This is a genomic window from Bacteroides fluxus YIT 12057, from assembly GCF_000195635.1.
GTDB classification, from domain to species: domain Bacteria; phylum Bacteroidota; class Bacteroidia; order Bacteroidales; family Bacteroidaceae; genus Bacteroides; species Bacteroides fluxus.
The window spans coordinates 1-12,484 of the sequence record NZ_GL882644.1; the positions used below are offsets into that span (position 1 = coordinate 1).

The 12,484-nt window shown below is 34.9% G+C and carries 13 protein-coding genes; all 13 read right to left on the reverse strand.

All coding sequences use genetic code 11. The features are described from left to right. Window positions 1–162: 162 nt before the first annotated feature. The 13 genes from HMPREF9446_RS18975 to HMPREF9446_RS10660 all read right to left on the reverse strand — a co-directional run bounded on the left by HMPREF9446_RS18975 (window position 163) and on the right by HMPREF9446_RS10660 (window position 12,481). Window positions 163–315, reverse strand: a complete 153-nt coding sequence (locus HMPREF9446_RS18975) for a type II toxin-antitoxin system RelE/ParE family toxin (RefSeq protein WP_009125644.1) — start codon at window positions 313–315, stop codon at window positions 163–165. 17 nt (window positions 316–332) lie between these two features. Then, window positions 333–536, reverse strand: coding sequence for a hypothetical protein (locus HMPREF9446_RS10605; RefSeq protein ID WP_009125645.1), 204 nt, complete (start codon window positions 534–536; stop codon window positions 333–335). 51 nt (window positions 537–587) lie between these two features. Beyond that, the gene (gene gmd / locus HMPREF9446_RS10610) at window positions 588–1,670 is read right to left on the reverse strand and encodes a GDP-mannose 4,6-dehydratase (protein ID WP_009125646.1); all 1,083 of its coding nucleotides are present in this window, start codon (window positions 1,668–1,670) and stop codon (window positions 588–590) included. Between the two features lie 4 nt (window positions 1,671–1,674). Continuing rightward, on the reverse strand, window positions 1,675–2,439 hold the full coding sequence (locus tag HMPREF9446_RS10615; protein ID WP_009125647.1) for a glycosyltransferase family 2 protein: 765 nt from the start codon (window positions 2,437–2,439) through the stop codon (window positions 1,675–1,677). A 1-nt stretch (window position 2,440) separates the two neighbouring features. Next, entirely contained in the window at window positions 2,441–3,403 is a 963-nt protein-coding gene (locus HMPREF9446_RS10620) for an NAD-dependent epimerase/dehydratase family protein (RefSeq protein WP_009125648.1), read from the reverse strand. 4 nt (window positions 3,404–3,407) lie between these two features. After that, window positions 3,408–4,511 (reverse strand): glycosyltransferase, encoded by a 1,104-nt coding sequence (locus tag HMPREF9446_RS10625; RefSeq protein ID WP_009125649.1) that lies wholly within the window; start codon window positions 4,509–4,511, stop codon window positions 3,408–3,410. A gap of 4 nt (window positions 4,512–4,515) precedes the next feature. Next, the gene (locus HMPREF9446_RS10630) at window positions 4,516–5,913 is read right to left on the reverse strand and encodes an O-antigen polymerase (protein WP_039969102.1); all 1,398 of its coding nucleotides are present in this window, start codon (window positions 5,911–5,913) and stop codon (window positions 4,516–4,518) included. Then, complete coding sequence (locus tag HMPREF9446_RS10635; protein WP_009125651.1) at window positions 5,910–6,872, reverse strand: glycosyltransferase family 2 protein; 963 nt, start codon at window positions 6,870–6,872, stop codon at window positions 5,910–5,912. The genes HMPREF9446_RS10630 and HMPREF9446_RS10635 overlap by 4 nt, the downstream gene beginning before the upstream one ends. 42 nt (window positions 6,873–6,914) lie before the next feature. After that, window positions 6,915–7,883 (reverse strand): glycosyltransferase family 2 protein, encoded by a 969-nt coding sequence (locus HMPREF9446_RS17910; protein WP_009125652.1) that lies wholly within the window; start codon window positions 7,881–7,883, stop codon window positions 6,915–6,917. Next, window positions 7,870–9,150, reverse strand: coding sequence for a nucleotide sugar dehydrogenase (locus HMPREF9446_RS10645; protein WP_009125653.1), 1,281 nt, complete (start codon window positions 9,148–9,150; stop codon window positions 7,870–7,872). Before HMPREF9446_RS10645 ends, HMPREF9446_RS17910 begins: the two co-directional genes overlap by 14 nt. Before the next feature lie 84 nt (window positions 9,151–9,234). Continuing rightward, a complete protein-coding gene (locus HMPREF9446_RS10650; protein ID WP_009125654.1) occupies window positions 9,235–10,509 on the reverse strand; it encodes a glycosyltransferase family protein in 1,275 nt (424 codons plus the stop codon). 7 nt (window positions 10,510–10,516) lie between these two features. Beyond that, window positions 10,517–11,065: an acyltransferase gene (locus HMPREF9446_RS10655; RefSeq protein ID WP_009125655.1), complete on the reverse strand. Its 549-nt coding sequence runs from the start codon at window positions 11,063–11,065 to the stop codon at window positions 10,517–10,519. Between the two features lie 21 nt (window positions 11,066–11,086). Then, the gene (locus tag HMPREF9446_RS10660; RefSeq protein WP_009125656.1) at window positions 11,087–12,481 is read right to left on the reverse strand and encodes a lipopolysaccharide biosynthesis protein; all 1,395 of its coding nucleotides are present in this window, start codon (window positions 12,479–12,481) and stop codon (window positions 11,087–11,089) included. Window positions 12,482–12,484: the final 3 nt, after the last annotated feature.

Genomic DNA, 12,484 nt, shown 5'->3' on the forward strand with positions numbered 1-12,484 from the left:
AAGATGGGGCAAGAGCCATACAATGAGTGCTTACAGGCGAACGGCGAGTATCACATACAGAAATAATAATTATCGTATTCTCAATAATTCCGTAATGAATTATATTAGGAGTATTAACAATATAACGAATTTCTATTTTAGCAGTAGAGAGAGTATAATCCTTCATTCCAATCCGTGGGAAAAAGCCAACGAATCAATATGATTATTGATTTTATCATAAACCTTCAAAGCAACTGTACTATTAAAGCTATCTTCCACGTATTCCACTATAGAAGCTAATGTTTCCTTTGCAAGGCGGGACCAGATTACTTCCATCCCATGCGTTCCTTAATCTAAGAATCCATTTGCGAGTGGGGAGTACAACGTCCCATTTCATAGTCTTCAATAGCCAAGTCAACTAAAGACTGCATTGTATCCTGTGGAATATCCTTCAAATAGTCTTCCGCATTACGTTCTACAGCCCCATAGGCAACCATAGGTTCACTGACCGTTTGTGATTTCTCCACACTTTCTTTATACGGCTTAATTTTGCTCATCGATCTAATCTTTCTACAAAGATACTTGAAGATTCGGAGATGTCCTAATTATCACTCACTAATTTGTGTTTTTAGATATAGTTTCTTCACAAACCGCATATCATGAGTTACCATTATCTTCACTAATTCCGGGAAACTTGTCTTTGTGGGATTCCAGCCAAGCAAAGTCCTGGCTTTCGTCGGATCACCCAACAACTGTTCAACCTCGCAAGGACGGAAATACTTAGCATCAACTTCAACCAGTACTTTGCCAGTCTTCACATCAATACCCTTCTCACTTACACCTTCACCTTCCCAACGAAGTTCAATACCAACCTCCTTGAAAGACAAAGTAGCAAACTCACGAACCGTATGCATCTCACCTGTAGCTATCACAAAATCTTCCGGAACATCATGCTGAAGAATCAACCACATACATTCCACATAATCCCTGGCATACCCCCAGTCACGAAGCGAATCCAGATTACCCAAATACAATTTATCTTGAAAACCTTGGGCAATACGGGCAGCAGCCAAAGTAATCTTACGGGTTACGAATGTCTCCCCCCGTCGTTCACTTTCATGATTGAACAAAATACCATTCACGGCAAACATACCGTAGCTTTCACGGTAATTCTTGGTTATCCAAAAGCCATACTGCTTCGCTACACCGTATGGACTACGAGGATAAAAAGGTGTAGTTTCTTTTTGAGGAACCTCTTGCACCTTACCAAACAACTCCGAAGTAGAAGCCTGATAAATCCTTGTCTTCTTCTCCAAACCAAGAATTCGGACAGCTTCCAGCATACGGAGCGTACCTACAGCATCCGACTCCGCCGTATATTCCGGCACGTCAAAACTAACCTTTACATGACTCTGTGCAGCAAGGTTATAGATTTCGTCCGGCTGAACCAACTGAATGATTCGAATCAGCGAACTGCTGTCCGTCATATCTCCATAATGAAGATTGATCAGACGATCTTTCTTCATGTCACGCACCCATTCATCCAAATAAAGATGCTCGATACGTCCTGTATTGAATGAGGAAGAGCGGCGAAGAATGCCGTGGACCTCATAGCCTTTTTCAATTAAGAACTCGGCAAGGAAAGAACCGTCCTGGCCGGTGATACCGGTAATTAATGCTATCTTTTTCATAAAACTATTCTCTCGTAAATATCAGCTCAAATATCTTTATAAAATACTTCAAAAACAGCAACGGCATGCAAGTCCATATGCCATTTTCCCTACACGCCCTTACTATTTCCTTATTCAAAAGTATGTTGCTTTTAATGGAAGCCGTACTCGTGCCTCCAGTCCTCATCTTCATGAAATCCAAAGGCAAGTATTTCGACTTCAATTTATGGGTATATAAGAAGCGAATCAATAGCTCGTAATCGGCGGCTATCTTGTAATCCGTCTTGTAATATCCAAATTCCTCAAAATATCTCCGGTAAGTGAAAAAGGTGGGATGAGCAGGCATAAAGCCATAACGAAAAAGTTTTGGAAAAAAATTTTTAGAAGAATAATAACGAACCGTTTTATCCAAATTATCCGAATTTACGAAACGCACATCCCCATAAACTGTCTGTACTGCTTCGTCTTGAAAAACATTCACGACTTTTGCCATAACATCCGTACGATGATAGAAATCGTCTGAATTTATGATTCCAACTATATCCCCGGTAGCCATACGTATGCCTTTGTTCATAGCATCGTAAAGTCCTTTGTCCGGTTCACTTATCCAACGCATACGACCATAAAACTTTGGTTCATATTCTTTGATAATACTTACTGTATCATCCTTTGAAGCGCCATCAATAATTATATATTCAATGTTTGGATAAGATTGAGACAAAACGGACTGAATGGTATATCTGAGGCTTGCAGCACTATTAAAGGTGACAGTTATAAGAGAGATGTTCATATCAATGCTTTGTTAAAACAAGCCAATTCAAAGTTTCTTTTATACCTTTTTTTCGTGAATAAGGAGGATTAGGGGCTATTTTATATGTATCAGATAAGTCTATCACATTATCAGTTGTCATGTTCTTCAGCCTGAACGAAGTCATCGGAAAAGCAATACCTGCAAGTTTCAACAAATCTCCACCCCATGCGGCTAAACGTAAAAACCACCAAGGCATTCTTCTTACTTCATAACCTAATTCACCAGCTATTTCATTAGCCCAATCTTCAATATTGATAGGAGGATCATCTCCTATATAAAACACTTTTTGGCTTTCATCTCGTGTATCATTAAACAGAATTTGCTCTATTTGGTAAACAGCATTCCCTACATATCCATAAGTTTTAGTACACCCCTTGTTACCAATATGAAAATATCGATGCGCCATCATCATATCAAAAAAATTCCGATAAGGAACTCCAAACCAAGGTCCCCAAATGGATGTCGGACGTATAATAGCCCAATCACATTGAGGTTTATTATTCCAAACTATTTCTTCCGTTTTCACTTTACTTTCACCGTATAAAGTTGAAGGAGCATAATCAAATTGATTTTTAGGACAATATCCAGTATGACAAACCAACATAGAAGAAGTTATTATTACCTTTTTCAAATTTGATAGTAAGGGCAATATTTTCATCAAATTTTCTACACCAAGAATATTTGCTGAATAATCATTCAAAGATTTTCCGTCAAGATCTGTACGAGCAGCTAAATGAATGATATAATCTGGGGAAAATTCTATAATTTTAGAATTCAATTCAGAAAAAGCGTCTATGTCACAAGAGGTTGTTACAGACTCTAATTTGCTAAGTTTAGGCTTATGAAAATCCAAATTAAGTACATCATGCCCACCTTTAAGCAACGAAAGAATGACATTGGTACCAATAAACCCACTTCCTCCTGTTACTAATATTTTACACATAATTTTATTTATTATAAAATGATAATAATTTGTCTATCGTTACACCCCATGAATATTCTTTTTCAGCCAAAACAATGGCATTATGTCCCATCTCAATATGTGCCTTTTCACTTAGAGTGAAAAATTCATTTAAAGCTTCAATCAAAGGCTCAACACCTATTTCAATCCACCATCCTGCATTATAAGCTACAACATCTTTCCACGGTGCTCCAACAGTCGTTATAACAGGAAGACCATAAGACAAAGCTTCAAGAATCACAATTCCGAAATTTTCGCTATATGTAGGCAAAACGAACAAATCGCATGAGCGCAACAAATTATCCTTTTCTTCACCTTCAACAGAACCTTTAAAAACAAAAAAATCATTTAGTCCTAAATGCGATATTTCTTTCTTTACAATACTAAGATGATTATCATCATCAGGACCACAAATTATAATTTTCCATCCTTCCTTTCTTATTTTGTCCCATGCATATACTAAATTCAGTAAACCTTTTTTAGGGTGAATCCGAGACATGAACAGGATTGATTTTGAATAAATTTTATGTGACAAATCAATATGTGGCAAATCAATTCCCAATGGGATTACCACTATATCCTGTTTAAAGCCTAAGCGCTTAATATCCTCCTTTTCATCATCACATGTAACGTGAAAAGCACTTACTTTATACAAATCTCTTTTTTGATATAAATGCCATGCTAATTTCTTTTTATTTTTTTTATTATTCAATGCCCATGGAGTCAACATTCCATGAGGAGAATGTATAATTTTCACACCCTTTTTATGAGCAAGATTAATAGCTTTATGAACAAGGGGATCCCATAAAGCATGAACGTGAACAATATCAGGATTAAAAGATTGAATAGCTTCAGCCATAAGCATGTCCAAATTTTCAACATAACTCATTCTAAAGCACAGCTTATTGCGTGGAGCTATATAAAGTTTAACATAATCTGGAATTTTTATATTATCATCTTCATTTGTAGACTTCGTCGAAAACAAAGCGACTTGATTACCTTTTTCATGTTGTCTAATTAAAAAATCCACACAGGCAACATTAGCTCCGCCAAATTTAAAAAGGCTTTCTACAACATGTAATATTTTCATTGTATTAAAATATTATTTTCAAATACCAACCTCTATTAAAAACTATTTTTTTCTTCGATAAAAAACGCATGAACAGATCCAAGAATACTAACATTATAAACATATCTGTAAAAGCAAAAATGGACGCACGAGGTATATAAATACTGTTTGCAATGAGAGAATAATAAACAAACATTCTATATTTAGTATCACAGCTTTCCATTCGACTAACCAACACCCCAAACAGAAACATTCCAAATGCTACCCCTACGTAGGAAAAATTAATATACATATCCGCTATCATATTAGTGCCAAGACCATAAGGAGCATTTGCAAAATCGGTAAGGATATATCCAGAATTAACATCTTTCGTTTGTTTTCCTAATAATAAACTTGTTGCAAAAATTCCACCTCCAGGAATAAATCCGAAAATATAAGGAATATATGAAACGCCAAACAAGAGGCTATTCATTGACACATAATCTATGGATTCATATAATGTTCGAGCACAAACTATTAAATCAAGAAATAAAATCCATAACACTTTATCATTTTGAGCCAATATGTCAAGTCCATTTGCAACAACATCAAAAAACGACGAATTATTCAAATTAATTTTAGTTGTTCTTGTAAGCATTAGAATACACATCAAAGCAACACCCACAACTGAAGCCGGTAAAAGATATTTTACTTTTAAGCTACTATAATAAACGTTAATAATGTAAAGCACTGAAAAAAGTAGGTATATCACCTCACTTCTACTACCTATCGCAAGTTGCGCACAGACAAATAATAATAATGATACAAAGTTTAATTTATTAGTATAAATAGAAGATTTCAAATTTTTAATGCCTCCTTGTGCATTATAATAAGAGGCACTATAATGAAAAGACAATACCAAGAGAGAGAGTACCAGCACCATTAAACGTGGATAAAGGTGTACTAATCCACCAGTTACAAAAAGTATTACATACAAAAACACTAATATGGAACAAGTAAAAGACACTTTTTTTGTTAGCTGTACCAAATTATTTTTTAAAGTAGTTGCTTTATAATATTCAGTCTGTTTCGAGGGGAAGACTACATTTCCTAATAAGTAAAAAGATACTCCAACAGAAGCTAGTGAGATTGCGTAACTAATTACTTTTGGATTATATTGAAAACTAAAAGCAGGCAAAAAAGCGTCATTTGGATAGATAAAAGCTGCATGCAGATAATTGACACAAAAGAAAGAGAACAAGAATAGTGTATCAAAATTGAAAAAACCGTTTTTCTTTATCTTATATATCAAATACGGAATAACATATAGACAAAAAGCTGCAATGTTCCACCAACAATAACTATGAGAATAAACCTGAGGCGAATACCATAACAACAACAATGAGACAATGCAATAAGAAGAAAAAAATAACTTAGTAATCATTCTTTCCTAATTTTTCTCACTAATTTCAAAACAAAATAGACTGATCGGTAACAATGCCAATCAATAAACTGCAACAAGAATTTATGATGCAATTCCAAATCCGCATTCCAATACTTAAGATCCTTATAGAGTCCTGCTATATATTCGTAGCAAGATATGTCAGATGCATATAGAAGAGATACTTTATTATAAAGCTTTGAAAGCATCACAGTAGAAGCGAAATCTTCAGAATCAACAATTCGTAAAAAGTAATCAACCAAATTATCCTCCACTTTCTCTATACATTTCACAGCACCCAAATTCACATTAGAAGTATATGAGGTCGGAATATCTTTTACATAATTATAAAGCGGAAGAGGCACATATTCTACTTTACGAGAGCAATACGCCACTTTTGGTGTTATTAAATAGTCCTCACCTTGATTTAATCCTGTTACTGCAAAAATCCCGTTATCAACAACTACACATCTTTTTATTAATTTTCCAATAATATTGGGAATAGTTCTACGTTTAAGCAATAATTTTGCATACTCTTTAGGATTTGAAACATAATTCGTTCTAAGTATCTTATTATAATCAGAATAAACTATTTGATAATCAGAAAGAACTAAATCAGCATCAGAACAGACGGCCTTCTCGTAAAGCAATTGAATCGCATTTAATTCTAAATAATCATCACTATCCACATGAAGAATGTATTCACCTGACGAATTTTTAATAGCAGTATTGCGTGCTTCTGCTAACCCTTTATTCTGTACATGGGCAATAATTTTCACATTTTTCCTATTAGGATATTGAGATAATACGTACTCAAGAATTTCCACACTATCATCTGGCGTGCAATCATTTACAAAAACAAATTCAATATCTGCAAATGTCTGATTAAAGAGAGTATGGGCACATCTCTCAATATATTTTGAAACATTATATATTGGGACTAAAACACTAACCTTACACATAAAACATGAAATAACAAAAATAAGAACAGTAATCTATTCACACTATATTTTTTCAACTTTGATATATGTATTATTCTTTCTAATTTCGTCTCGGCTATTAGTTCTTGCAGATTTTATTTTACATCTAAACAGATACAAGAAATCATATATTCCATTTATCGGATGAAGAAGAAAGTATTTTAATACATATCTTAAATATAATATAAATGAGATTTTACGAAGTTGAATAATGTATCTCAATGCACATACATGTTCTTTCACATTATGCTCTTTATAAAATCTATTTATATTCATATCAACCATAATACGACACAGCAACACTCTTTTTGAATAAGTATATTCAAGTGAACCAGATTGCACTGTTATCACATACATTACAAAAGGGTCAGCAGCAACAGATTTTGCATAGTAACCTGTTTTTATTGAAAACAAGGCATCATTTGCCGCAATGACTTCATCGAAGAAAATCAGTTTATTTTCTACCAAAGAACGACGTATTATCTTGGAAACCGGAGAAGTGCGAATGTATCTATACAAACGAAAATTATTTTCAGATATAGCTGCATTCATACATTTTTTGTCGAATAAATGACGCATAGCTACCATTTCAGTCTCTGTATAAACACTTGTAGTTCCAAAAAACACTATATCATAAGCAGATTCTTTATATTTATCCAAATGAAAAATAAAACCTTCCGTAAAATAATCATCTGCATCTGCAAAGAGTAACCATTTACCTTTCGCATGTTTTAAACCCACATTACGGGCATATCCGGCACCTTTGCCTTCTTTTGTAAAAAATACTTCAGTATTGTTTTCCCCTATACCCGGAAAACAAGAGAAATCAACTTTAGACAAGTCACTGTTGTCATCTACGACAATAATTTGTACATCATCCCTATGAGGAATTGAATCCAAACAACGACGTAACAGATTAGGGCTATTTTTATGTGGGATAATTATAGAATAAGTATATATATCCATCCCTCCTAAAAGTTTACAGTCTTCCATCAACCATATCCCTATTCAAAATACTCTTCACATCATACACTACACCGTTCTCACCCTTCAAAAATGACCTCACATCAAAAGATACAAATTCCTTGTGGGCTACCGCCATCACTACGACATCATATTGACCTTTCAGTTCATCCATAGAACCATTAGTGAGAGTTAAGCCATATTCATATTGTACTTTTTCAGCATTTGCCCAAGGGTCATATATGGTAATATTGGGGGTATATTCTTTTAAGGTATGATAAATATCAATAACTTTTGTATTACGCACGTCAGGACAGTTCTCCTTAAAAGTGAAGCCAAGAAGCAAAATTCTGCTATCTTTCACCAATACACCTTTCTTGTTCATTAGTTTTATAACTTGACTACCTACATAGTCACCCATACCATCATTTAATCGACGAGCTGCAAACATCACGCGCGGAAGTACACCATAAACCTGGGCTTTTTGAATCAAATAATAAGGATCCACGCTGATACAGTGTCCACCCACAAGCCCGGGTTTCAACTTGATAAAATTCCATTTTGACGCAGCTGCTTCGATTACATCATTCGTATCAATACCCATTGCGTTGAAGATCTTCGCCAGTTCATTCATGAAAGCAATGTTTACATCACGTTGTGAGTTTTCAATGATTTTCGACGCCTCGGCCACCTTTATGGAAGGAGCTTTATGCGTACCGTTTACCAAAACAGAATTATAGATGCTATCCACAATATCAGCAGTCTCAAGATTAGAACCAGAAGTCACCTTCTTTATCTTTTCAACCGTATGCTCTTTATCTCCCGGATTGATACGTTCGGGAGAATATCCTGCAAAGAAATCTACATTGAATTTCAAACCCGATACACGTTCAACCACCGGTATACACTCCTCTTCTGTTACACCTGGATAAACCGTAGACTCATACACTACAATATCACCTTTTGAAATAACTTTTCCAACAATCTCACTTGCACCCCACAATGGTCTTAAATCAGGGCGGTTATTTGAATCTACAGGTGTAGGCACAGCAACTACATAGAAATTACACTCCTTTATTTCATTCAGATCTGTGGTACACACAAACCCATGATTATAAATAGCATCCCGAAGCAACTCATCAGAAACTTCCAGAGTAGCGTCATGACCTGACATTAAATCATTTACACGCACTTGATTCATATCAAAACCAACAGTCTGATACTTCGTAGAGAAAAGACGGGCTAAAGGAAGCCCTACATAACCGAGACCGATTACGCAAATTTTTATTGAATCCATTGTTTAGTGATTATTTTCTATATTGAATAATAGTTATTGATAACTATAAATATTGAAGCCCTCTATTTTGTAGATGATATATGCTTACATATAACTATAATATCCATCTTCATGATTCATAAAGATGCCGGTTATACATTCCATCTCGTTATCTTGCAACATACCTTTTATAAAACCGGAAATAACCGTACTCACTTTTCCTTCATAAGAAGTATCAAATGCAGCATTGTAATAGCGTATTTTCTCCGCATTTATTTTTCCACCAATTTGTATGCATTTCAATAAATCTTCTTTGGTAGAGCAAACGGGCATTAATTCATTCTTGATATACGAATACCAATCCATTACAGGATTCGTTGAGAAATTATAAAGTACAGACGGCGTTTTCATTAAATTTGCATCCAGATGGATGCCCGATTCATTGGCTACCAGTAGACGCAATTTTGCCACAAACTCGAATGAGTTTTCTTTAGTAGGATAAGATATAACATAGCCCGCTTTGGCCAAATCATTCCAAACCGGCATCTGCTCCATGGAGGGATGAGGGCGAATTATAATTCTCTCATTCAAATTGTCTGATAAATACGCACACAAGTTCTTCAGAATATCAATATTATCCAACTCGTTAACAGCAATACCTATCGCTTTTTCATCTCCTTTTTTCAAGTTGTTTATAATATCAAAACGTGGGTTTCCTGAAAGAAATACCTTACCCATTATATGACCGATCAACCTATATTTTTCAAAAGAGTCTAATCCGTCCAGAAAAGAATAAGAAAAAAGCAAGCTGGGAAAATTCCCATTAACTGAAGCATGCTGCGTATATAAAGTTTTTATGTGATAGGATGCGGCCAATTCTATCAGACAACGGTTCACCAAAATATGATCGTTTGCAAATACAATCACTTTCAGCCGGCTATTTTTTTTCAACAGTTGGTCAATGGTGATGTAAATGCCATAAGCCAAAATAAAATCATAGAAAAAATACCTTACCAATGGTCTGTCTTGTTGGTGCACTTTCTGATATTCCTTATGAAAATCAATCAAATGAAGCATAGAGTGAAAGTAGATTTTACTATAAGGAAGCTGCTTGCCAAAATCGTCAAGCATGGTATAACTATCATTTGAGAAGTTATCACATATAGGTCCTAATGCCTTTTTGTTGTTTAAAGTAGGCGCTACAAAAAGTAACTCTTTGAAATCTGGAAGTTTCCACCTAAAAGACACCATCTTATACAAGAAATGAATAAAAAAAGACACGTAGCAACTTGCCAAACTACGAGGTGAATGCACCAAATCACGGCAAGCAGAAAATTTGATAGCATTCAGCTTCATTATATCTACATGAGTGTATTTCATATTTCTATCAATGAAATTTACATTCGGATTTCAAACGATTATAATGTTCTATATCACGATATTTTATAACTTTGGCAGGATTGCCCCCCACAATAGCATAATCCGGAACATCTTTACAAACCACAGAACCCGCAGCCACAATAACTCCCTCGCCAATCGTTACATCACCAACAATGGTCACTCTATTTCCCAGCCAGACATTATCGCCAATAACAACTGTTTTATACACATAGCTTTCATCATAAGGTATCATATCCCCCTCATAATTATGGTTTTGAGTAATAATCATGCATTCAGTACCCGAATGAAAATTATTTCCAAATTTTACTGTACCTCTACCTACAACATCCATCCCATTAAAGTTACAGTTATCTCCAAAGTAGATTTTACCACCAAATACACATTTATAATTAATTTTCAGTCCTTTGCCGCATGAAACCGCACCCCTCCGGGCACTTGAAGTATATTTTCTACGACAGAATTCATGACACAAAGAAGACACTTTACAATAAATCTTTCTCAAGATATTCAACAGCATAAATTTGATATTTTCCATAAAAATAAGTGTTGGGCAAGACTATTTCTTCTGCTTTTTAATTATCCATAATACACTAACTGCAAATAATAAAGAAACTAAAAGTTTTACCGGTACAGGGCATTCCACTATTACATACGCAACTATAGTAAGAGTAACATGTAGTAATAAAATCACCTTAAAAGGGTATTCAACCTTGGATTTACTTCGAAAAAATCTTGTGAAAAATCCCGAATATCCCATATAAATAGCGGCGATGTAATAACCTACCATAACACCCCATATAGAATAAAACGGAATCAAAAGACAATATAATCCTAATGCTATCAGTCCGGAGATAAAAGTCACCTTCAACAAGGTAGTTGTATTCTCATAATAGAAAAAAATATTGGTTACTGCCACATACATAGGTCTATAATTCAAAGCCATCACAAACAAAATGATATACGGATAAGTAGCGGCCAATTCTGCATTCGAAATTAACAAAGAAAAAATCTCCTTACTCCACACTGCAAAAAGGAATGTACACACATAAGTCAATCCCAAATAAATATAAATCAGGGAACGGGCTTTCAATTCATTCCTTTCGCGAATCTCCGTGAGTGTCATAGGATTTATGGCTTGATTAATAGCAGCAATCCATGAATCAAGCAGCCCTCCTATTTGCAACACAATGTTGGCTTGTCCAAGAGTATTTATCGGACATGAATAAGCATTCATCACCACTTTACTCGAAGCGTTCATTAAAAAACTTGTATAATAATGAGGCACAGTAGGCAAAGAAACTTTCAGATATTTAAAGATGGTCCTCCGTTTGAAATTCATGATAGGAGTCAATTTCAATTGAATATTCACTGTGTACCAATAAGATGCATTCATAATAAAAGTACCGATAAACGATCCTACATACCACCCCAAATATCCCAATCGGAAATGAACGACCAATAAATAATTAGCAAAAACAGTGACAATGCCAGCTATCATAGTCCTTATAACTACCGGCAATGCTTTCATGTTCAAAACATAATAAGAATTACCTATAATGGCTGTGGCACCGAAAAAGACGTTCGAGAAGTTAGTTAATAAGATAATCCACCACTTATTGTCGGCAGCTTCTTCCGGAATAATAAAATAGAGGATAATTCCTTGCAACAAAGCAAACAAAACCATCCAATATTGTAAAAACCCATAGATTTCGCGCCACAATATTTTATATTGGAATTTGCTCCGAAAAAAAATCACCGATAAGACGGTCGTAAATCCCAATGTTGACAGAGCCGTCAATCCCTGTGTATAAGCATCTATCGTACCTGCTATTCCATAGTCTGTTGCTGTCAGATATTGTGTCATCACAGGCAATAAAAAAACAGATATTATCTTAGAAGCATAAGGAGCCAAACCGAAAAAGAGAGTATTTGTAAATAATTTTTTCAGCATCGA

Coding starts and splice junctions, on each gene's coding strand:
- HMPREF9446_RS18975 (WP_009125644.1), bottom strand. CDS start 315: ATGGAAGTAATCTGGTCCCGCCTTGCAAAGGAAACATTAGCTTCTATA.
- HMPREF9446_RS10605 (WP_009125645.1), bottom strand. CDS start 536: ATGAGCAAAATTAAGCCGTATAAAGAAAGTGTGGAGAAATCACAAACG.
- gmd (WP_009125646.1), bottom strand. CDS start 1,670: ATGAAAAAGATAGCATTAATTACCGGTATCACCGGCCAGGACGGTTCT.
- HMPREF9446_RS10615 (WP_009125647.1), bottom strand. CDS start 2,439: ATGAACATCTCTCTTATAACTGTCACCTTTAATAGTGCTGCAAGCCTC.
- HMPREF9446_RS10620 (WP_009125648.1), bottom strand. CDS start 3,403: ATGTGTAAAATATTAGTAACAGGAGGAAGTGGGTTTATTGGTACCAAT.
- HMPREF9446_RS10625 (WP_009125649.1), bottom strand. CDS start 4,511: ATGAAAATATTACATGTTGTAGAAAGCCTTTTTAAATTTGGCGGAGCT.
- HMPREF9446_RS10630 (WP_039969102.1), bottom strand. CDS start 5,913: ATGATTACTAAGTTATTTTTTTCTTCTTATTGCATTGTCTCATTGTTG.
- HMPREF9446_RS10635 (WP_009125651.1), bottom strand. CDS start 6,872: ATGTGTAAGGTTAGTGTTTTAGTCCCAATATATAATGTTTCAAAATAT.
- HMPREF9446_RS17910 (WP_009125652.1), bottom strand. CDS start 7,883: ATGGAAGACTGTAAACTTTTAGGAGGGATGGATATATATACTTATTCT.
- HMPREF9446_RS10645 (WP_009125653.1), bottom strand. CDS start 9,150: ATGGATTCAATAAAAATTTGCGTAATCGGTCTCGGTTATGTAGGGCTT.
- HMPREF9446_RS10650 (WP_009125654.1), bottom strand. CDS start 10,509: ATGAAATACACTCATGTAGATATAATGAAGCTGAATGCTATCAAATTT.
- HMPREF9446_RS10655 (WP_009125655.1), bottom strand. CDS start 11,065: ATGGAAAATATCAAATTTATGCTGTTGAATATCTTGAGAAAGATTTAT.
- HMPREF9446_RS10660 (WP_009125656.1), bottom strand. CDS start 12,481: ATGCTGAAAAAATTATTTACAAATACTCTCTTTTTCGGTTTGGCTCCT.